This is a genomic window from Roseococcus suduntuyensis (assembly GCF_014196305.1).
Lineage (GTDB): Bacteria > Pseudomonadota > Alphaproteobacteria > Acetobacterales > Acetobacteraceae > Roseococcus > Roseococcus suduntuyensis.
In genome coordinates, this window is record NZ_JACIDJ010000002.1 from 61265 (window position 1) to 80340 (window position 19076).

Sequence of the window (19076 nt, forward strand, 5' to 3'; positions counted from 1 at the left end):
CCATGAGACGCCACCCCACGAGACGGGCCGGGTGATCCGCGACGGCACTGGCCAGGACGACCCCGCGGCACTCGCATCCCTGGTGCGTGAGGACCGCGCGGAGGAGGCGCGCGCGCGCATCACGGCGGCGCTGGCACGGGGCGAGGATGGGCCCGCGCTGCGTCTTGCCGCGCTGCTGCTGGGCGCGGCCGCGCCGCGAGGCGAGGCCTGGACACCCGAGGCGCTGGCGCCGCTGCTGCGTGCCCCCTTCCCGGCCGAACCCGCCGGGCGGCTGGCCGGCGCCCTCGACCGCATGGCGGAGGCGCCCGGCGCGGAGTTCCCGCGCATCGAAGCCGCCTGCCTGCTGCTCCAGGCCGATGAGCCGCATTGGGCCGAGCAGGCCATGCTGCCGCTCTGGCCCGAAGCCGGCACCGGACCGCTTTTCGCCCGGGTGCTGAGCGGCATCTGGTCCGTGCTGGGCCGCCAGCGCCAGGCGGTGGAGGCGGCGGAGGCGGCGGTGCGCCTCGACCCGCGCGCCGAGGAATATCTCATCCACCTAGCCGGGCTGCGCCTGCAACAGGGCGCACCCGGCGCGGCGCTGCTGGCGGCGGGGCGCGCCATCGGGCTGGCGCCCGAGCATGCCGTGGCCTGGCGCATGGCCTCGGCCGCGCATCTGGCGCTGGGCCAGGTGGAGGAGGCCATCGCCGCCAGCCGCCGCGCCGCCTCCCTCTCGGCCGACCAGGTGGGTTTCGCGGAGGAGGTGCTGGTCTCCAGCGGCGCCGAGGCGCTCAACCGCGAGCACGCGCCGCCGCCCGTCCAGGTCGAAGCGCCACGCCGCGAGACCCCCGCCTGGGCGCGCCTTCCGGCCAGCCTGCCGCCGCCGCCCCGCGTGCCACTGGGCCCGCTGCTGCGGACGCGCGCGCGCATCGTGGACGCGCTGATGCTGCGCGAGGCGCGGACGCAGTTCACCCACAGCCGGCTGGGCTATGCCTGGTCCCTGTTCGAGCCCATCACCCACGTCTTCATCCTGTTCGTCGCCATCGGCCTCATGGGCGGGGGCCGGGCACCCATCGGCGACAGCCTGCCCGTCTTCTACATGACGGGCGTGCTGCCCTACCTCTTCTTCTGCCATGTCACCGAACGCGGCATGCACATGGCGCGCGACAGCCGGGTGCTGCTCTCGGTGCCGGTGGTGACGCTGGGCGACATCGCGGCCGCGCGCCTACTGCTGCGCGCGGCCACCGATGTGGTGGTCTTCCTCGTGACGCTCACGGCCTTCATCGCCATGGGCTTCGCGCAGCTGCCGGATGATCCGCTCTCGCTGCTCGCGGCCTATGTGGTGCTGTTCCTGCTGGCCAGCGGCATCGCGCTGGCGAACATGGTGCTGAGCGAGTTGAGCGAGCTGCCTGAACGGGTCTGGACCGTCTCGCTGCGCGGCCTCTACTTCATCTCGGGCATCTTCTACCACCCGAACATGATGCCGGCCGGCATCCGCGAATGGGCTCTGTGGAACCCGCTGCTCCACGCGCTCGAATGGGTGCGGCAGGCCTATTATCCGCTGTATGTCTCGCCCTATCTCGACACCGGCTACCTGCTGCGCTGGTCGCTGGCGTCCATGCTGCTGGGCGGGCTGCTGGTGGCGGCCTTCCACCGACGGCTGCGGGGGGCGACATGATCGTGCTGGACGGCGTCAGCAAGGCCTACCGGGCGCGCGACGGCAGCCGCAAGCCCATCCTGCGCGATGTCAGCCTCGCCTTTCCGCCCGGACGCAATGTCGGCATCCTGGGCGGCAACGGGGCGGGCAAGTCCACCCTGCTGCGCCTGATCGCGGGCAGCGAGGCGCCCGATGCCGGGCGGATCGAGCGCCGCTGCCGCGTCTCCTTCAGCATGGGCTTCTCGGGCACCTTCCATGGCGGGCTGTCGGGGCGGGAGAACCTGCTCTTCCTCTCCCGCCTCTACGGTGCATCCCCGCGGGAGGTGCTGGACTTCGTGGCCGATTTCGCGGAACTCGGCCCTTGGCTGGACATGCCGATCGAGACCTACTCCTCCGGCATGGTCGCCAAGCTCGCCTTCGGGCTGTCGCTCGCCATCGATTTCGACGTCTATCTGGTGGACGAGATCACGGAGGTGGGCGATGCGCGCTTCCGCGCCAAGTCCTCCCAGGCCTTCCGCGAGCGGCTGACGCGCTCCTCGCTCATTCTCGTCTCGCACAGCAGCGCCACCATCCGCGCGCTGTGCGATTGCTGCGCCATTCTGGATGGCGGTTCCCTCACCCCCTATGACACGGTGGACGAGGCCATGGCCGCCTATGCGGCGTTGATGGGGGTCTCCCATGCTTGAGGAACGCGCACGCACCCCGGCCCGGCGCGAGGCGGCGGCACCGCCCGCGCCCGCGGCGCCACCGCCGCTCGCCGTGCCCTCCCTGGGGCGCCCCCGGAAGCGTGGCGGCACGCGCTGGTGGCTGCTGGCGGCGCTGGCGGGCTTCGTCGCCTATGCCGCCTACCTCTTCCTCTGGGCGTCGGATGTCTATGTCAGCGAGGTCCGCTTCGCCGTCCGGCAGGCCGACCAGCCGCGGGTGCAGGGGGCCATGCCCATGATGGGCACGCCCATGCTCGCCACCGTGACCGAGAGCAATGCCGTGGTGCAGTTCCTCCGCAGCCATGACGCCTTGCAGGCGCTGGAGGCGCGGCTCGACCTGCGGCGGATGTTCGGCGACACGTCCATAGACCCCCTGGCGCGCCTGCCGGCCAATGCCTCGCCCGAGCGGCTGCGGCGCTACCTCTCCAGCCAGCTCCGTCCCTATTTCGACCACACCAATGGCATCGTGGCGGTGGAGGCGCGCGCCTTCTCGGCCGAGGACGCCCTGGCCCTGGCCCAGGCCACCCGCGCCCTGGCGGAGGAACTGGTGAACCGCATGTCGCTTGCCGCCCGGCGCGGCCTGCTGGACGCGGTGGAGGCGGAGGTGGCCGAGGCCGAGACGCGCCTCGCCCGCGCCCGCGACGCGCTGCGCCGCTTCCGCGAGACCAATGAGGTGCTGGACCCCCGCCGCACCGCCGAGGCGAGCGACGAGCTGCGCGCCCGGCTGGAGGCCGAGATCACCCAGGAACGTGCGCGCCTCACCCAGTTGCGCCGCTTCACCGCCGACAACGCGCCCGCCATCGTGCAGCTGCGCCAACGCATCGCCGCGCTGGAGGGGCAATTGCGCGAGATCGCGCAGCGCACCACCGGCCAGAACGCCGAAGCGCTGGCCGGTGCGCTGCGCGGCTATGAGACGCTGGAGACCGAATCCATGCTCGCCCTGCGATCCTATGAGGCCTTGCTGGGCTCGCTGGAGCGGGCGCGCAGCGATGCGAGCCGCCAGCAGCTCTACCTGGCCGAGGTGGTGCGGCCCACCCTGCCCCGCTCCGCCGCCTATCCGCGCCGGCTGGAGCATCTGGGCACGGCGGCGGCCCTGGCCCTGCTGGGCGCGCTGCTGGGCCTGCTGCTGGCCCGCACCGTCCGCGACCACATGCACTGACGCCTGTGCAGACCCACAGCCCCACCTATCTGGCGCTGCTCAACGAGGCCGCCGCCCATGCGGCGGGCCTGGCCGACCTCGAACTGCCCCCGCACGAGATGGCGGGCTTCATGGCGGCGGCGCGGCTGGCGGATGCGCGGCTCCGCGAAGCCGGCGCGGAGGGCCTCGCCTCCGCCCTCGCGCCGGTGATCGCCCAGGTTGCGGCGGCCGGGGACGATGCCGCGGGCGAAGCGGCGCTGGGCGACTGGCTGGCGCTGCTGGCGGCGCATCGCCCTGGGCTGCCCGCGCCCCTGGTGTTCTATGGCTACCTGCCGCTGCGCCGCGCGGTGGCCCGCCTCGCCGAGGCGCTGGGCACGCCGGAGGCGGCGCGGGGCCTGGCCGAGGCCCTGGTCGCGCTGGGCCGCGCCCTGCCTGACCTGCCACAGGCGCCTCTGATCCTCCCGCATCTCGACCACATCGCGTCCCATGGCGGGCCCGGGCGCGCGGAGATGCTGGAAGGCGCCCTGCCCACCGCCCCGGCGCTGACCGTGGCGACCAGCCTCAGCCATGTGGCCTCCGTGCTGGAAGCGGGCCAGCAGGCCCCGCCCGCCCCGCGCGAGGCCGGCGAGGCGGGGCTGCAGACCGGCGCTTTCCAGGCGGCCAACGGCTTGGCCAGCCCCCGCTGGCAGCGCGTGCTGCACGCCCACATCATGAAATGCGCCGGCACCTCGCTGAACAGCTGGCTCGACATGCTGGCGGGTGACCAGCGGCGCTGGGACGGGTTGATGCAGAACACCCTGCTTCGCACCCGCACCGTTTTCCTGTCTGCGGCCGTGGTGCATGGGCACCGCAACCTGATCGCACATGCCCCCCCCGGCACGCTGCGACTGACCGTGCTGCGCGAACCGATGGCACGGCTTGTGTCCCAAATCTCCGACTGGCGGCGGCTCGATGACGCGGACACGCGCCATGGACCGGCCGACCTGCATGAAATGGTGAGCGATACCCGGCGCCTGCCGCTCAAGGACTTCTTCGTGCGGCACAGGCGCAGCCCCTACCGGCATTACGTGGACAACACGATGACGCGGATCCTCGCCTCCAGTCGGCTCGACAAGGCCTTCTGCGAGACGGCCGACCCCTCGTTGCTGCTGGGCGCCGCGCTGGCCTGCCTTGAGGAAGACGTCGAGGTGGTGGGCCTCACCGAGGAGCTGGACCTGACGCGCAATGCCATCGCCGAACACCTTGGCCTGCCGCCGGTCGCGGCCTTCCCCCGGCTGAACGACAGCGCCTCGGACCGCGTCCGGGCCATCGAGACCGGTCAGGCCGCGCAGGAGCTGGCGGCGATGACCCGCTTCGACGCCCAGCTCCATGCCCGTGCCGTGGAGCTCTTCGAGGCCCGCCACCGCGCCACCGCCCAGGCCTGGACGGACGAGGCCTTCGAGGCGCGCGACGCCGCCGCCACCACCGCCCTGCTGCGTGGTGACTTCGACGGCGAGGCGATGTGCTTCAGCGTGCGCGGCCCGCTCATCGGCCGCGGCTTCCACCCGCGCGACGGCGGGGGCACGCCCTTCCGGTCCCTGTGGTCCGGCCCAGGGCCCCGGCTGCTGCTCTACATGCCGGTGCCGCCCGGCATGCCGATCGAACTGCTGGTCTGGGTGCGCGGCTATGCCGACCCGTCGCTGCGGGGGCGCCTCGCGGTGCTGGTGGATGGCGCACCCGCTCCGCACCTCTTCGAGCCGTTGCGCGGCCATGCCGAGCGCCTGGTCATCCCGTGCCGCCCGAGCCGTCCCTTCGTGCGGCTCGAGCTCGACACGGGCGAGACCGTCCCGCACCCGAACGATCCCCGCCCGCGCGGCATCGCCTTCGACACCTATGGGTGGCGGACGGCCTGACCGCCCTCAGCCCGCCGTCGCCGCGGCTCCGATGGTCTGCAGCACCTCGAAGCCCTCGAACTGGGGCGGGCCGATGGTGGTGGGCTTGGAACCCCCGGCCCCGGCATGGGCGCGGCGGAACTGCTCCGAGCGCGTCCAGCCCTCGAAGGCCTCGCGCGAGGCCCAGAGGGTGAAGGAGGAATAGAGCACATGGTCCTCCGCCGCCGGCCCGCGCAGCAAATGGAAGGTCCTGAAGCCGTCCACCTCGTGCAGGTGGCTCTCGCGGTTGAGCCACATGGCCTCGAACTCGGCGGTGTGGTCCGGGATCACCCGGAAGCGGTTGCAGGCGACATACATGGTCACTCTCTCCTCAGGATAGGCCACGCAGGAAGGCGGCGATGGCCGGGATGAGGCCGTGGGCCAGGGGCGCCGCGGCATCATTGTAGAGCGCGAGCTGCCCGGCCGGGTCGGCCGGTGCATCGCGCAGCACGTGGTTCATATGGGGCAGGAACAGACTTTGCGCGGCGGGAAGAGCCCCCGCCAGCGCGTGTGCATCCGCCTGCCGCACCTGGATGTCCCGCCCGCCCTGCACGATCAGCACGGGGAGTTGCACCCGGGCCAGCAGCTCAGGCGGGTCCAGGGCCAGGGCGGCACGCAGGTAGGGCTGGACCGAGGGCCGGAACAGCGGCGCGAGCACGGGCGGCACCTCGGCCACGCTCTCGCCCGCCTCCAGCCGGGCGAGGATGCCTAGCGCCACGGGCAGGGTGTCCGCGGGCAGCAGGGGCGTGAGCTGTTCGCGCAGGATCACGCCCAGCCTGCGCCCCGGTGCCGCGAGAAGCACGAGGCCGCGCATGGCGTCCGGCGCCGGGGGCTGGGCCAGCAGCGCGCCGATCAGCCCGCCCTCGCTGTGGCCGATGACCGCGACGGCGCCCACCCGCGGATGGGCGGCGAAGCGGGCCAGCCACAGGCCGGCATCGCGTGCATAGGTTTCGGGCCTGAGCGCGGCCTCGTCCGGGGCCGCGGCGGTGCTCTCGCCGACGCCACGCTTGTCCACGCGCAGCGTCGCGATGCCCTGGACGGCCAGGTCCTCGGCCAGGCGCCGCAGCGCCGCGTGGCGCATCTGGGGGGCGTCACCATCCCGCCCGCTGGGGCCGGAGCCGGCCAGCAGCAGCGCGCCAGGCACCCGCCCCTCGCCCGCCGGCAGCAGCAGGGTGCCGTGCAGCTCGCCACCCGGCGCTTCAAGCCGCCAGGGTTCAGCGGCGGCGGCGCCCGCCAGGCCCATGCCCAAGGCCGGCAGCGCGCGCCGGAGGATGCGACGCCTCATTCCCATGCCGACCAGAAAGCGGAGGGGTCCGGGCGCGGCATGGGTGCGACGGGGGCGGCCGGCGTGCCCGCATAGATCCAGCCCAGCAGCAGGTCGGCCTCGGCCAGGCCCAGGGCATGCTTGACCACCGTGTCCTCCAGCGCGCCGGAGGAGAGCCAGATGGCGCCATAGCCCTGGGCGTGCAGCGCGTTCATCAGGTTCATGACGCCGGCCGCCGCCGTCGCCTCCTGCTCCCACAGCGGAATGCGGTGGTTGTGCCGCAGCGCGGCCCCCGCGGCGATCACCAGGGGCGCGCGGAGCGGCTTGCGCGCCTCCAGCTCCAGCCGCTCGGGCGGGGTTTCGGGCACGCGGCGGGCGAGCGAGTCCGCCAGCACCTGGCCCCAACGGGCCCGCGCCTCACCCGCGATCATGCGGAAGCGCCAGGGGCGCAGCCCGCCATGGTCGGGGGCGCGCAAGGCCGCGGCCACCGACAACTCCAGAGCCGCCGCATCGGGCGCGGGCGGGCGAAGCTGCGAGGGCGAGACGGAGGCGCGGCCGAGCAGCATGGCCAGCGCCGTGTTGGGGGGGTTGTGGTCGGGCATGGGGGGCTCCGGGCTGGCTTCAATGTAATTGCGACTCATTCTCATTTAGCATAGGCTCCGGCCGCTCCGAAAGAGACAGCTTGAAGGAACGCCGCATGTCCCACATCCCTCCCTGCCCGGACGGCCATGCCGACACCGACAGTCCCGTGCACGCGCTGGACATCCCCGCCCTGCTGGTGGTGGGCGCGATGCGTGCCTGGGTGGCGCCGCTGGTCAAGCCCGGCCACGAACACCCGAACTGGCGCGAGATCCTGCGCCTGGCCGGCGTGCCCGGCGAGGGCGCGCAGGGTTTCAACCGGCTGATGGAGGTGGTGGCCGGCCATGCCAGGCGCCTGATCGAGGTGCGCTGCTGCCACTGCCCCGCGCTTGGCGAGGATGAGGTCCACATGCTCTCCCTGGTGGGCGCCTTGCAGCAGGGCGATGCCTTCGTGCCGGTGCGCATTCTCACGGACTGGCTGCCGCCGGGCCAGGTGACGCCGGCGCTGGCCAGCGCGCAGCGCTTCGCCGCCATCCTGGCCGCGCAGGGGCTGCGCCTGCCCGGCCCCGCCCGCCAGGCCCTGATGCACTGACAGGCCGGGGCTGGCGCCCGCCGCCTGCCCATGGCTGCATGGCACCCCAACGGAATCAGGAGGATGCCAATGTCCGGAACCCGCAAGACCGCCCTCATCACCGGCGCCGGTCGCAATATCGGCCGGGCCGTGGCGCTCGGCCTGGCGCAGGATGGCTTCGACGTGGTCATCAACGGCTCCCGCGACCGCGCGGCCTGTGAGGCCGTGGCGGAGGAAGCGCGCGCCCATGGCGTGCGCGCCGAGGTCGTGATGGGCGATGTGGGCAGCGCCCCCGAATGCGCGCGCATCGCGGCCGAGGCCATGGTGCTGTCAGGCGGCGTGGATGTGCTGGTCAACAACGCCGCCCTGCGCCCCGCCAAGCCCTTCCTGGAAATGAGCGAGGAGGAATGGCGCCGCGTCATCGCCGTGGACATGGATGCGGCGGTGTGGCTGTCGCGCGCCTGCCTGCCCGGCATGCTGGAACGCGGCTGGGGGCGCATCGTGAACTTCGCCGGCATGAACGCTATCCATGGCTATGCCGGGCGGGCGCCCGTCTCGGTGGCCAAGCATGGGGTCTGGGGGCTGACGAAGGCGCTGGCGAAGGAATTCGGGCCGCACGGCGTCACGGTGAACGCCATCTCCCCTGGCCCGATCGCGGCCGATGACCCGGCCTCCGGCGAGGGCGCGGCCTACCGCGCCGCGGCCGTGGCGAAGGTGCCGGTGGGACGCGAGGGCACGCCCGCCGAGGTGGCCGCCGTGCTGCGGCTTCTGGTGGCGCCGGGCGGCGCCTATGTGAACGGGCAGATGCTGCAGGTGAATGGCGGGGCGCAGACCTGATGGGTCCATGCCTTCACGCCTTGATGTAGAAGGCCTCGATCTCGTTCCCCAACTCGGCCGTGCGCATGATCATGTCGGTCAGATATTCATGCAGCCCGGCCGAGAGGATCTCCTCGATCCGGCCGTAGCGCAGCCGCGCATGCAGCTCGCCCGCCATTCGGTGGCATTCGCCCCGCCGCCCCGCCTGGCCGGCCGCGATGCGGTCGAGCACCTCCAGCACGCGGCCATGGCAGGCGGTCAGGCTGCGCGGCAGTTCGGGCCGCAGGATGAGCAGTTCCGCGATCTTGGCGGGCTCCAGCCGGTCCTTGTAGACCCAGTGATAGGCGCGCAGCGCCGAGACCGATTGCAGGATGGCCTGCCACTGCGCGTATTCCACGGTCGCTTGCTGCGCGGGCGCCAGCAGGTGGTGCTTCACGTCCAGCAGCCGCGCCGTGTTGTCCGCGCGTTCCAGCGCCGTGCCCAGTTGCACGAAGAGCCACGGCTCTCCGCGCAGCATGGTGTCATGCGCGGCACCATTGAAGAGCAACACGCGTTCCCGCACCCATTCGAGGAACCCCGGCAGGCGTTCGCCCTGGAATTCGGCGTGGCGCAGCGCGTTCCAGGAATCATTCAGCGCGCCCCACATGTCCACCGTCAGCGCGGTGCGCACGCTGCGCGCATTGTGCCGGGCGGCGGCGAAGCAGGAGATGATGCCGGTGGGGTTGTCCGGGTCGCGCACCAGGAAGTCCACGACGTTCTCTTGGCTGGCCTCCTCGTGCTTCTCGAAGAAGGCGGGCTCGCAGCCGGTGGCGATCAGCAGGGAGCGCCATTCGTCGCCCTCGGCACCCAGCTGCGCGGAAAGCCCCGCCATGCGAAGCGCCACGGACAGGCCGCGCGCCACATTGGCCGCGCGCTCGGTGTAGCGGCCCAGCCAGAAGAGACTGTCGGCGGAGCGGCTCAGCATGCCACGGCTCCGTGCGCCGCGCCGCCTTCCTGCGGGTCGTTGTCCAGCACCCAGGTGTCCTTGGTGCCGCCGCCCTGGGAGGAATTCACCACCAGCGAACCCTCCCGCAGGGCCACGCGCGTCAGCCCGCCGGGGACGATCCGCACCTCGTCCTTCGTGGAGAGCACGAATGGGCGCAGGTCCACATGCCGCGGCGCCACCCCATTCGCGCAGAGGGTGGGCACGGTGGAGAGCGCGAGCGTGGGCTGGGCGATGTAGTCCGCCGGCCGCGCCTTGATGCGGGCCGCGAAATCCGCGCGCTCGGCCGCCGTCGCGTGCGGCCCGATCATCATGCCGTATCCGCCCGAGCCCTGCGCGAGCTTCACGACCAGCTGGTCCAGGTTGTCCAGCACATAGGCGCGGTCGGCCTCGCGCTCGCAGAGATAGGTGGGGACATTGGCCAGCTTGGGTTCCTCGTCCAGGTAGAAGCGGATCATCTGCGGCACGAAGGGGTAGATGGCCTTGTCGTCCGCGATGCCGCAGCCGGGCGCGTTGCACAGCGCCACATTGCCCGCGCGATAGGCGGCCATGAGGCCGGGCACGCCCAGCATGGAATCGGGACGGAAGGCGCGCGGGTCCAGGTAGTCGTCATCGATGCGGCGGTAGATCACATCCACCCGGCGCGGGCCGGCCGTGGTCCGCATGAAGACCACGTTCTCGTCCACGAAGAGGTCGGCGCCTTCCACCACCTCCACGCCCATCTCGTCGGCCAGGAAGCAGTGTTCGTAATAGGCGCTGTTGAAGGCGCCCGGCGTCAGGATCACGACGGTGGGGTTCGGCCCCGCGCGGTCGGGTGCCGCGGCCTTCAGCGTGGTCAGCAGGTCCTCGGGGTAGCGGTTCACCGGGGCCAGTCGGTGGCGCGCCAGCAGACGCGGGAAGAGGCGCAGCATCGCCTCCCGGTTTTCCAACATGTAGGAGACGCCCGAAGGCGTGCGGGCATTGTCCTCCAGCACATAGAACTGATCCGGCCCGGTGCGGACCAGGTCGATGCCCGCGATATGGGTATAGACGCCACCGGGGGGCTGGAAATCCTGCATCTCGGGCCGGAACTGTTCGTTGCCGGTGACGAGGCTTGCCGGGATCACGCCCGCCTTGAGAATCTCCTGCTTGCCATAGGCATCGGCCAGGAAGGCGTTCAGCGCGCGCACGCGCTGGGAGAGGCCCGCGCTCAGACGGTCCCATTCGCTGCGCGCCAGCACGCGGGGAATGATGTCGAAGGGGATCAGCCGTTCCGGGTCGCCGCCCTCGCCATAGACGGCGAAGGTGATGCCGACACGGCGGAACAGCAGCTCGGCCTCGGCGCGCTTGGCTTCCAGCTCGGCCGGCGGGGTGCGCTCCAGCCAGGCGGCCACGGCGGCATAGGCGGCCCGCACTTCGGCCCTTTGGCCCAACTCGTCGAAGGCGACAGGGAGGGGGCGGGGCGCGCCCTGGGATTGGCTTTGACTCATAATGCCGAATTGACCAAGGCCTTGCGCACGACGCAAGCCAGCCCGACGCAAAAAGCGGGGCAGCGGCACGGAGTTGCCGTCTGGACAGGCAGCGCCGGGCTGGGCCGGGGCGGCCCGGGGCGTATGATGGGCGACACGCCTCGGGGGGAACGACATCCATGGACCAGACGCCACAGCGCCTCACCGGCGCGCAATCCGTCATGGCCTGCTGCGCGGCGGCGGGCATGCCGGCCATCTTCGGCGTTCCGGGGGGTGGATCGAGCCTCGATCTCATCGCCGCCGCAAAGCGCCAGGGCATTCCCTTCATGCTGGCCCGCACCGAAGGAGGGGCCGGCATCATGGCCGCCGCCCTGGCGGAACTGACCCACCGGCCGGTCGGGCTGCTGACCACGCGGGGCCCGGGCGTGTCCAACGCCGCCAATGCCATGGCCAATGCGGCGCTGGAACGGGCACCCGTGATCCTCTTCGCCGATGGCTTCCCGGCGGCCGAGGCGCGCTTCACCACCCACCAGTGGTTCGACCAGGCGGCGATGATGGCGCCCGTCACCTCCGCGCGGCTGCGCACGCAGGAGGTGCCGGCCGGCGAGGCCACATACGCCGCCCTTCAAGCCGCGCTGGCCGTCCCGCGCGGCCCCGCCTATCTCGAACTGCCGGGCGATGTGGCGGGCGGCGCGGCCGCGCCCGCGCCGGAATTCCGCTGGCCCGAGCTGCCGCCCCCCGACGCCGCGACCATCGCCGCCGCGCGGCGCATGATCGCCCAGGCGCAACGCCCGGCCCTGATCATCGGGCTGGAGGCCACCCTTCCCGCCCGCGCCGCCGCGACCCGCGCCCTGGTGGAGGCGCTGGGGGCGCCGGCCCTGGTCACCTACAAGGCCAAGGGCGTGGTGCCGGACCGCCACCCCCTGTTCGGCGGCGTGTTCACGGGCGGCGAGGCCGAGGCGCCGCTGCTGCGCGAGGCGGACCTGATCATCCTGCTGGGTGCGGACCCGGTGGAGTTCATTGGCCAGGCCTGGCGCTATGCCGCGCCCGTGCTCGATTTCGCCACCGCCCCGCGCCGGCTGGACTACACGCCCCCCGCACTGGCGCTGCACGGCGCCTGGGAGGCCGCGGCCGAGGAATTGGCCGGCACCTGCCCCGCCCGCCCCTGGCCCGCGGGCGAGGTGGCAAGGCGTCGCGATGCCTGGGCGGATGCGTTGCGCAACACGGCCGGCGGCAATCGCGGCATGGCGCCGTCCGAGATCGTGACCACCACCCAGGCGGCGCTGTCGGGCCATCCGCGCGTCGCGGTGGATGCGGGGGCGCATATGTTCCCCTGCACGACCTTCTGGGAATGCTTCGCGCCGGGGGACCTGCTGATTTCCAATGGGCTCGCCACCATGGGCTATGCCCTGCCCGCCGCCATCGCCGCCGCCTGGCATGACCCGGCGCGCGGCGCACTGGCCTTCACGGGCGATGGCGGGCTGATGATGTGCCTGGGCGAATTGGCCACCGCCGCCGCCATGAAGCTGAACCTGACGGTGGTGGTGTTCAACGACGCGCTGCTCTCGTTGATCGACATCAAGAAGGGCACGCGCGACCTCCCCGAGGGCGCGCTGGACTGGCCCGAAGCCGATTTCACACAGGTGATGCGCGGCATGGGCGGTGCCGCCTGGCGCGTGGCCGATGCGGCGGGGCTGCGCGCGGCGTTGGCGGAGGCCGAGGCAACGCCGGGCCCGCGCCTGATTGATGTGCGGACCGACCCCTCCAGCTACCCGGCGCAGATCAAGGCGTTGCGAGGCTGACATCGTCGCGCGCGCGATTCACGCCTCCGGGCATCCGCCCTGCGGCGATCGCGACCCGTCGCGCGCGCGATTCACGCCTCCGGGCATGCGCCCTGCGGCGTTCGCGCTTCAGCGCTTCCGGCTCAGAAACTGCCCCATCATCCGCCCCGGCTCGTCCGTCTCGAAGGCACGGGCGAAGGCGGGGATGCCGGCGGCGATGGCCTGGCTCAGCGGCAGATCCTCCCAGGCGCGGATCAGCGCCTTCTGGTCGGCGATGGCGCGCGGGCCGGCCTCGCGCAGCAGGTCCAGCCATTCCGTGAGCGCCGCGTCCAGAGCTTCGGGCGCCACCACGCGCTCGCAGAAACCCCAGGCTTCTGCGGTGGCCGCGTCGATGGTCTCGGCCAGCAGCAGCAGGCGCCGGGTGCGGCCCCAGCCGATGAGGCCGGGCAGCAGCGCGGCCTCGACCACCGACGGGATACCCACGCGCACCTCCGGCATCCCGAACTTGGCCGCAGTGGAAGCCAGGCGCATGTCGCAGGCGGCCGCGATCTCCATGCCCGCGCCCAGGCACCAGCCCTGGATGCGCGCGATGACCGGCACGCGGCAGGCGCGGATCGCCGCACTCACGCGATGGACGCGGGTGATGAAGGCGCGCCCGCCCTCCGGCGTGGTGATGGCGCCCATCTCGCGGATGTCGGCGCCACCGATGAAGGCGCGCGGCCCCTCGCCCGCCAGCACCACGGCGCGCGTCTCGGGCCCTACCTCGAAGGCACCGGCCAGCGCCTCCAGCAGCGGCGAGTTCAGCGTGTTCAGCTTGGCGTCATTGGCCACGATGACGTGGCGGATGTCGCCACGTTCCTCGATCGCGATGCGGCTCATCGGCGCGCTCCTGTCATTTGGGCCCCCGTTATCTGGGAATAGCCGCGCGCGATGGCGGCAAGTTCGTCCTGCGCGATCACCTGCGTGATGTCTGAAAACCCCTCGGGCGCGCGTTCGCTGACCACGTCCACCACCCGCTCCGGCCCGCCGCGGCGGTTGGCCAGGACGATGTCGCGCGTGGCGGGCAGGCGCTCGGCCTCATAGGCGGCGAGTGCCTTGGTCACGTTCATCCCATCCAGCAGCCGCGCCAACAACCGCGCATCCAATATGGCCTGGGAGGCACCGTTGGAGCCGACCGGATACATCGGGTGCGCGGCATCGCCCAGCAGCGTCACGCGCCCCTCGGTCCAGTGCGGCAGGGGGTCACGGTCGCACATGGGGTATTCCCAGAATTCGGGCGTGGCACGGACCAGGGCCTCCACATCCAGCCAGGGCACGCGGAAGCGCTGTACATGGGGCAGCACATCCTCCAGCCGGCCGGGGCGCGACCAGTCCTCGCGGCGCGGCGGCGGCTGCGTGGCATCGCCGACCTGGGCGCAGACCACCCAGTTGGTGAGGCGCGTTTGCGGCGTGGCGCCGGCCGCGATGGGGTAGAGCACCAGCTTCTCGCGCATGTCGCCGGCCACCGTCATCACGTCGCCGCCCTCGAAGACGGGCCAGTCCACCGCGCCGCGCCACATCTGGATGCCGTTCCAGCGGATGCCGCCATCATGCGGGTGCATCAGCGCGCGCAGCGCCGAGTGGATGCCATCCGCCCCCACCAGCGCCTTGCCGCGCCGCGTGGTACCGTCGGTGAAGCGCACCGTCACGGCGCGGCTGTCCTGCATGTAGCCCTGCAGCCGCTTGTTGGTGTGGATGCGCGCGGGGCCCAGGCGCTCCATCGCCGCCTGCCACAGCGCGCCGTGCAGCCGCCCGCGATGGATGGAGAATTGCGGTGCCTCATGCCCCGCATGCAGCCCGCGCGCCTCGGTCCAGATGCGGTTGCCGAAGCGGTCGAGGTAGCGCAATTCGCGCGTGCGGATGGCGATGGCATCCAGCGCCTCCAGCAGGCCGAGCGCCGAAAGTTCCCGGATGGCATGCGGCAGGGTGTTGATGCCCACGCCGAGCTGCTTCACCTCGGGCGCCGCCTCGAAGACCTCGCAGGGGATGTCGCGCTCATGCAGCGACAGTGCCAGCGTCAGCCCGCCCACGCCACCGCCCGCGATCAGCACCGGTGCCGTCATGCCCTCCCCTCCTCATGCTTGCGGCGCAGGATGCCACGCAGGACGTGCCCCGCACAGATCACGCTGGACAGGAAGCGCCACCGCTGCGAAAGCCCCACCCATGCCGCTCACCAAGCTCCATCCGCAAGGCTGGCCCCGCCCGCGCGGGCACACTCATGGCTGGGCCGGTGCCGGGCGTCTGGTGGTGCTGGGCGGCCAGGTGGGCTGCGACAGCGAGGGGCGCTTCCCCACGGACTTCGTGGACCAGGCGCGCCAGGCCCTGTCGAATATCCTCGCCGTGCTGGCCGAGGCCGGCGGCGGCGCGCCCGACATCGCGCGCATGACCTGGTTCGTGCTGAGCCTGCGCGACTACCAGGCGAACCTGCCCGCGCTGGGCGATGCCTGGCGCGAGGTGATGGGCGCGCATTTCCCCGCCATGACCTTCGTGCAGGTCTCGGCGCTGGTGGAGCCCGAGGCGCTGCTGGAAATCGAGGCCACCGCCATCCTCACCGATCCGCCATGAACGTCGCGGCGGAAATCCGCGCCGAGGCGTTGCGGCTCGGTTTCGACGCCGTGGGCTTCACCCGCGCGCACCTGCCTGAGGCCGCGCGCGCGCGGCTCGATGCCAGCCTCGCCGCCGGACACCATGGCGACATGGAATGGATGGAACGACGCGTGGACCAGCGCGCACAGCCACGCGCCCTCTGGCCCGAGGCGGTGAGCGTGATCAGCCTCGGGCAGAACTACGGCCCCGACTACGACCCGCTGGCGAGCCTCGCACAGCCCTCCCGCGCCACGATCTCCTGCTACGCCCAGGGGCGCGACTATCACGACGTCGTGAAGAAGCGCCTCAAGGCGCTGGGGCAATGGATGGCGCGGCGCTTCAAGGGCGAGCCGCTGAAGGTCTTCGTGGACACGGCGCCGGTGATGGAAAAGCCGCTGGCGCAGCAGGCGGGGCTGGGCTGGCAGGGCAAGCACAGCAACCTGGTCAGTCGGGAATGGGGCTCCTGGCTTTTCCTGGGCGAGATCTACACCACACTCGACCTGCCGCCCGACGCGCCGGAGCGTGACCATTGCGGCACCTGCCGCGCCTGCCTGGACGCCTGCCCGACGGCCGCTTTTCCCGCGCCCTATGTGCTGGATGCGCGGCGCTGCCTCTCCTACCTCACCATCGAGCACCACGGCCCCATTCCGGAGGAGTTCCGTGCTGCCATGGGCAACCGCATCTATGGCTGCGATGACTGCCTGGCCGCCTGCCCCTGGAACAAATTCGCCCGCACCGCCGCCGAGATGACGCTGCATCCGCGCGGCGAGGTGGCGCCGCCGCTGGCTGAACTCGCGGCCCTGGACGATGGCGCCTTCCGCGCACGCTTCGCGGGCTCACCCATCAAGCGCATCGGCCGCAACCGCTTCCTGCGCAACGTGGCCATCGCCATCGGCAACAGCGGCGACGCGACGCTAAGACCGGCCGCCCAGGCCCTGGCGCATGACCCCGACCCCGTGTTGGCCGAGGCCGCCACCTGGGCTTTGGAAAGGCTTCCCGCATGAGAGACGATGCAGCACTTGTCCTGTTCTCCGGCGGGCAGGACAGCGCCACCTGCCTCGCCTGGGCGCTGGACCGCTTCGCCCATGTGGAGACGCTGGGCTTCGACTATGGCCAGCGCCACCGCATCGAACTCGACTGCCGCGGCGCGTTGCGCGAGGGCATGGCGAGCCCCCGCCTGGGGGAAGACCATCTGCTGGACCTTGGCGTGCTGGGCGCGCTGTCGGACACGGCCCTGACACGCGAGGCCGAGATCGCGCTGCGCGAGGATGGGCTGCCCACCACCTTCGTGCCCGGCCGCAACCTGATCTTCCTGACCTTCGCCGCCGCGCTGGCCACGCGGCGCGGCCTGCGCCACATCGTGACCGGCGTCTGCGAGACGGATTACTCGGGCTATCCCGACTGCCGCGACGACACCATCAAGGCGCTGCAGGTGGCGATCAACCTCGGCATGGCCTCCCGCTTCGTGCTGCACACGCCGCTGATGTGGCGCGACAAGCCGGCCACCTGGCGGCTCGCGGAAAACCTGGGCGGCACAGCGCTGGTGGAACTGATCCGGCGCGAGAGCCATTCCTGCTACAAGGGCGTGCGCGAGGTGCTGCACCCCTGGGGCCATGGCTGCGGCGAATGCCCGGCCTGCGAGCTGCGCGCCGCCGGCTGGGCGGGCTATGTCAGCGGATCGGCTCATCCCAGATGCGGGTCGTGATCTCGGCGGTGCTGCCGCGATCCAGGCGGACACGCGCCTCGAAGCTGAGCAGCACCCGCCCTTCCGCCGGGCGGCGGTGCAGGCAGGTCCAGCTGCCATTGGGCAGGATGGGCGCCACGCAGTTGAAGCCGAGCGAGATGAGGTGCTGCACCGCCGGCCCGGAATCCGTGCCCGCCGGGGAAAGCCGCACCAGGTCCGCGCGCAGCGCCTCCGCCCCCGCCACCTCGCCGCGGCGGAGGTAGCGGTCCACATCGGTGGGCGGCGCGCGGTCTGGCGAGAGCCAGGACAGGAACAGCAGCATGGCGGCCAGCACCAGCGCCATCGCCCCCGCCCTGGGCAGCGTACCGGACTGCCACATGCGCCCGCGCGCGACCTCGGGCTCGACGCCCATCAGGCGGCGCCCCTCACGCGGCAAGCCGCCTCGGGTTGCCGAGGAAGCGGCCGGCGGCGGCGGTGGTGGTCGCCGCACCCTCCTTGAAGGTGGGGATGCCGTTGCACCACACCTTCACAACACCCTCCGACAGCGCGGTCGGGTTCTTGTAGGTCGCGTGGTCGCGCACCCGCGTCGGGTCGAACAGCACCAGGTCCGCGAAGGCACCGGCGCGGATCACGCCGCGGTCCGGAATGCCGAAGATCTGCGCGGTGCGGCCGGTCATCTTGTGGATGGCGGTCTCCAGGCTGAACAGCTGCAAGTCCCGCACATAGCGGCCCAGCACGCGCGGGAAGGTGCCCCAGAGGCGCGGGTGCGGCTTCTCGTCATGCGGGATGCCGTCGCTGCCGATCATGCTGCGGGGGTGGGCCATGATGCGCTGCACATCGGCCTCGTCCATCATGAAGCTGATGGCGCCGGCGGGCTGCAGCTTCTCGGCCGCCGCGCGCCGCGTCATGCCCCAATCCTGCGCGATGTCATCCAGGTCGCGCCCCGCCTGGTCCGGATGCGGCACCGACCACGTGATCTGCACCTTCACATCCTGGCGAAGCTTGTCCGGCATCAGCACGGTGGAGCCCGCAGGATAAGGATAGACGTCATAGGCCACGGGCTGGTCCTGGCCCAGCGTGTCCATCAGGGCCAGCGTCTCGCGCGAACGGCCGAAATTCTCGCTCATGGAACACTTGTGGTGGCTGATGACCACTTCGAGCGGCGCGCCCTCGCGCCCCGCCTCGCGCCCCACCCGCAGCGTCTCGCGGATGCTGTCCAGCACATGGTCGGCCTCGTCGCGCATATGGGTGGCGTAGAGGCCGCCTTCCTCGGCCAGCACGGAGGCGATGGCGATGCATTCCTCGGTCGTCGCCTGGGCATTGGGGGCGTAGTAGAGGCCGGTGGTGAAGCCGCAGGCGCCCTGGCGCAGGCTCTCGCGCAGGCGGTCCTGCATGCGGGCGATCTCGTGGTCCTTGGCGGCGCGGTAGACATCGCCCTCCATCGCCTCCACGCGCAGCGATTGCGCGCCACAGAAGGCCAGCGTGTTCACGGCGGGCGGGTTCTTCGCCAACGCCTCCGCGTATTCGCCGAAGCTGCCCAGCGTGAACCAGCTCTCATCGCCCAGCAGGTCCAGCGGCGGCGGCGGGCGCTTGCTCATGCGCGCGGGGGCGAGGCTGACGCCGCAATTGCCCACCACCACGGTGGTGACGCCCTGGCTCGACTTGCAGTGCAGGCAGTTGGGGCCGCAGAGCACGGCGCGGTCGTCATGGGTGTGGGCGTCAATGAAGCCGGGGGCGAGGGCGAGGCCCTTGGCGTCCAGCTCCGCCTGGCCCGAGGCCGAGCCGAGTTCGCCCACGGCCACCACACGGTCGCCCTCCACCGCCACATCGGCGGTGAAGCGGGGGGCGCCGGTGCCATCCAGCACGGTGGCGTCCCGGATCACCAGATCACAGCGCAGGGGCATGGGCGGAACCTCATGTGAAGGGCGGAATCGTCTGACA

Annotated in this window: 19 protein-coding genes; 10 read left to right on the plus strand and 9 right to left on the minus strand. The window is 71.9% G+C overall.

Annotation, left to right across the window (positions count from 1 at the left end):
• Nucleotides 1–31: 31 nt before the first annotated feature.
• From GGQ83_RS20280 to GGQ83_RS06785, 4 genes are read left to right on the plus strand one after another with little or no spacing between them, the layout of a single operon-like run.
• The gene (locus tag GGQ83_RS20280) at nt 32–1654 is read left to right on the plus strand and encodes an ABC transporter permease (RefSeq protein WP_184383034.1); all 1623 of its coding nucleotides are present in this window, start codon (nt 32–34) and stop codon (nt 1652–1654) included.
• Nucleotides 1651–2319, plus strand: coding sequence for an ABC transporter ATP-binding protein (locus tag GGQ83_RS06775; RefSeq protein WP_184383035.1), 669 nt, complete (start codon nt 1651–1653; stop codon nt 2317–2319). Before GGQ83_RS20280 ends, GGQ83_RS06775 begins: the two co-directional genes overlap by 4 nt.
• Nucleotides 2312–3496 carry a hypothetical protein gene (locus tag GGQ83_RS06780; protein WP_184383036.1) on the plus strand — a complete coding sequence of 395 codons (1185 nt, stop codon included), beginning with the start codon at nt 2312–2314 and terminating at the stop codon, nt 3494–3496. Before GGQ83_RS06775 ends, GGQ83_RS06780 begins: the two co-directional genes overlap by 8 nt.
• A 5-nt stretch (nt 3497–3501) precedes the next feature.
• A complete protein-coding gene (locus GGQ83_RS06785; protein ID WP_184383037.1) occupies nt 3502–5367 on the plus strand; it encodes a hypothetical protein in 1866 nt (621 codons plus the stop codon).
• Between the two features lie 6 nt (nt 5368–5373).
• Here the strand turns inward: GGQ83_RS06785 and GGQ83_RS06790 are convergent, their stop codons facing one another.
• From GGQ83_RS06790 to GGQ83_RS06800, 3 genes are read right to left on the minus strand one after another with little or no spacing between them, the layout of a single operon-like run.
• Nucleotides 5374–5703, minus strand: coding sequence for an antibiotic biosynthesis monooxygenase family protein (locus tag GGQ83_RS06790; RefSeq protein WP_184383038.1), 330 nt, complete (start codon nt 5701–5703; stop codon nt 5374–5376).
• A gap of 13 nt (nt 5704–5716) precedes the next feature.
• Nucleotides 5717–6670 carry an alpha/beta hydrolase gene (locus GGQ83_RS06795; protein ID WP_207017990.1) on the minus strand — a complete coding sequence of 318 codons (954 nt, stop codon included), beginning with the start codon at nt 6668–6670 and terminating at the stop codon, nt 5717–5719.
• Nucleotides 6667–7251, minus strand: a complete 585-nt coding sequence (locus GGQ83_RS06800; RefSeq protein WP_184383040.1) for a nitroreductase family protein — start codon at nt 7249–7251, stop codon at nt 6667–6669. The genes GGQ83_RS06795 and GGQ83_RS06800 overlap by 4 nt, the downstream gene beginning before the upstream one ends.
• 95 nt (nt 7252–7346) lie before the next feature.
• Between GGQ83_RS06800 and GGQ83_RS06805 the strand changes: the two genes are divergently transcribed.
• Together GGQ83_RS06805 and GGQ83_RS06810 are read left to right on the plus strand one after the other, a co-directional pair.
• Nucleotides 7347–7820: a hypothetical protein gene (locus GGQ83_RS06805; RefSeq protein ID WP_184383041.1), complete on the plus strand. Its 474-nt coding sequence runs from the start codon at nt 7347–7349 to the stop codon at nt 7818–7820.
• A 69-nt stretch (nt 7821–7889) separates the two neighbouring features.
• Nucleotides 7890–8636: an SDR family NAD(P)-dependent oxidoreductase gene (locus GGQ83_RS06810; RefSeq protein ID WP_184383042.1), complete on the plus strand. Its 747-nt coding sequence runs from the start codon at nt 7890–7892 to the stop codon at nt 8634–8636.
• A gap of 13 nt (nt 8637–8649) precedes the next feature.
• On the opposite strand, the gene GGQ83_RS06815 is transcribed toward GGQ83_RS06810, so the two are convergent.
• Together GGQ83_RS06815 and GGQ83_RS06820 are read right to left on the minus strand one after the other, a co-directional pair.
• Entirely contained in the window at nt 8650–9579 is a 930-nt protein-coding gene (locus tag GGQ83_RS06815; RefSeq protein ID WP_184383043.1) for an alpha-E domain-containing protein, read from the minus strand.
• Complete coding sequence (locus GGQ83_RS06820; RefSeq protein ID WP_184383044.1) at nt 9573–11066, minus strand: circularly permuted type 2 ATP-grasp protein; 1494 nt, start codon at nt 11064–11066, stop codon at nt 9573–9575. Before GGQ83_RS06820 ends, GGQ83_RS06815 begins: the two co-directional genes overlap by 7 nt.
• A gap of 158 nt (nt 11067–11224) precedes the next feature.
• Between GGQ83_RS06820 and GGQ83_RS06825 the strand changes: the two genes are divergently transcribed.
• Nucleotides 11225–12847, plus strand: coding sequence for a thiamine pyrophosphate-binding protein (locus GGQ83_RS06825; RefSeq protein WP_184383045.1), 1623 nt, complete (start codon nt 11225–11227; stop codon nt 12845–12847).
• Between the two features lie 108 nt (nt 12848–12955).
• Here GGQ83_RS06825 and GGQ83_RS06830 read toward each other — a convergent pair whose 3' ends face one another.
• Nucleotides 12956–13705, minus strand: a complete 750-nt coding sequence (locus GGQ83_RS06830; protein WP_184383046.1) for an enoyl-CoA hydratase — start codon at nt 13703–13705, stop codon at nt 12956–12958.
• Nucleotides 13702–14928: a flavin-dependent oxidoreductase gene (locus GGQ83_RS06835; RefSeq protein ID WP_184383047.1), complete on the minus strand. Its 1227-nt coding sequence runs from the start codon at nt 14926–14928 to the stop codon at nt 13702–13704. The genes GGQ83_RS06830 and GGQ83_RS06835 overlap by 4 nt, the downstream gene beginning before the upstream one ends.
• Before the next feature lie 100 nt (nt 14929–15028).
• Between GGQ83_RS06835 and GGQ83_RS06840 the strand changes: the two genes are divergently transcribed.
• From GGQ83_RS06840 to queC, 3 genes are read left to right on the plus strand one after another with little or no spacing between them, the layout of a single operon-like run.
• Nucleotides 15029–15430, plus strand: a complete 402-nt coding sequence (locus tag GGQ83_RS06840) for a RidA family protein (RefSeq protein WP_184383048.1) — start codon at nt 15029–15031, stop codon at nt 15428–15430.
• On the plus strand, nt 15427–16455 hold the full coding sequence (gene queG / locus GGQ83_RS06845) for a tRNA epoxyqueuosine(34) reductase QueG (RefSeq protein WP_184383049.1): 1029 nt from the start codon (nt 15427–15429) through the stop codon (nt 16453–16455). The genes GGQ83_RS06840 and queG overlap by 4 nt, the downstream gene beginning before the upstream one ends.
• Nucleotides 16452–17156 carry a 7-cyano-7-deazaguanine synthase QueC gene (gene queC / locus GGQ83_RS06850; RefSeq protein WP_184383050.1) on the plus strand — a complete coding sequence of 235 codons (705 nt, stop codon included), beginning with the start codon at nt 16452–16454 and terminating at the stop codon, nt 17154–17156. The genes queG and queC overlap by 4 nt, the downstream gene beginning before the upstream one ends.
• Here the strand turns inward: queC and GGQ83_RS06855 are convergent.
• Entirely contained in the window at nt 17122–17547 is a 426-nt protein-coding gene (locus GGQ83_RS06855; protein WP_184383051.1) for a hypothetical protein, read from the minus strand. The genes queC and GGQ83_RS06855 overlap by 35 nt on opposite strands.
• A 13-nt stretch (nt 17548–17560) precedes the next feature.
• Nucleotides 17561–19039, minus strand: coding sequence for an N-acyl-D-amino-acid deacylase family protein (locus tag GGQ83_RS06860; RefSeq protein WP_184383052.1), 1479 nt, complete (start codon nt 19037–19039; stop codon nt 17561–17563).
• Between the last annotated feature and the right edge of the window lie 37 nt (nt 19040–19076).

What these genes read in the sequence shown, in the direction of transcription:
- GGQ83_RS06825 (WP_184383045.1), top strand. Translation starts at nt 11,225, where the DNA reads ATGGACCAGACGCCACAGCGCCTCACCGGCGCGCAATCCGTCATGGCC.
- queG (WP_184383049.1), top strand. Translation starts at nt 15,427, where the DNA reads ATGAACGTCGCGGCGGAAATCCGCGCCGAGGCGTTGCGGCTCGGTTTC.
- GGQ83_RS06775 (WP_184383035.1), top strand. Translation starts at nt 1,651, where the DNA reads ATGATCGTGCTGGACGGCGTCAGCAAGGCCTACCGGGCGCGCGACGGC.
- GGQ83_RS06800 (WP_184383040.1), bottom strand. Translation starts at nt 7,251, where the DNA reads ATGCCCGACCACAACCCCCCCAACACGGCGCTGGCCATGCTGCTCGGC.
- GGQ83_RS06790 (WP_184383038.1), bottom strand. Translation starts at nt 5,703, where the DNA reads ATGTATGTCGCCTGCAACCGCTTCCGGGTGATCCCGGACCACACCGCC.
- GGQ83_RS06835 (WP_184383047.1), bottom strand. Translation starts at nt 14,928, where the DNA reads ATGACGGCACCGGTGCTGATCGCGGGCGGTGGCGTGGGCGGGCTGACG.
- GGQ83_RS06795 (WP_207017990.1), bottom strand. Translation starts at nt 6,670, where the DNA reads ATGAGGCGTCGCATCCTCCGGCGCGCGCTGCCGGCCTTGGGCATGGGC.
- GGQ83_RS06810 (WP_184383042.1), top strand. Translation starts at nt 7,890, where the DNA reads ATGTCCGGAACCCGCAAGACCGCCCTCATCACCGGCGCCGGTCGCAAT.
- GGQ83_RS06840 (WP_184383048.1), top strand. Translation starts at nt 15,029, where the DNA reads ATGCCGCTCACCAAGCTCCATCCGCAAGGCTGGCCCCGCCCGCGCGGG.
- GGQ83_RS06855 (WP_184383051.1), bottom strand. Translation starts at nt 17,547, where the DNA reads ATGGGCGTCGAGCCCGAGGTCGCGCGCGGGCGCATGTGGCAGTCCGGT.
- GGQ83_RS06830 (WP_184383046.1), bottom strand. Translation starts at nt 13,705, where the DNA reads ATGAGCCGCATCGCGATCGAGGAACGTGGCGACATCCGCCACGTCATC.
- GGQ83_RS06780 (WP_184383036.1), top strand. Translation starts at nt 2,312, where the DNA reads ATGCTTGAGGAACGCGCACGCACCCCGGCCCGGCGCGAGGCGGCGGCA.
- queC (WP_184383050.1), top strand. Translation starts at nt 16,452, where the DNA reads ATGAGAGACGATGCAGCACTTGTCCTGTTCTCCGGCGGGCAGGACAGC.
- GGQ83_RS06860 (WP_184383052.1), bottom strand. Translation starts at nt 19,039, where the DNA reads ATGCCCCTGCGCTGTGATCTGGTGATCCGGGACGCCACCGTGCTGGAT.
- GGQ83_RS06805 (WP_184383041.1), top strand. Translation starts at nt 7,347, where the DNA reads ATGTCCCACATCCCTCCCTGCCCGGACGGCCATGCCGACACCGACAGT.
- GGQ83_RS06815 (WP_184383043.1), bottom strand. Translation starts at nt 9,579, where the DNA reads ATGCTGAGCCGCTCCGCCGACAGTCTCTTCTGGCTGGGCCGCTACACC.
- GGQ83_RS06820 (WP_184383044.1), bottom strand. Translation starts at nt 11,066, where the DNA reads ATGAGTCAAAGCCAATCCCAGGGCGCGCCCCGCCCCCTCCCTGTCGCC.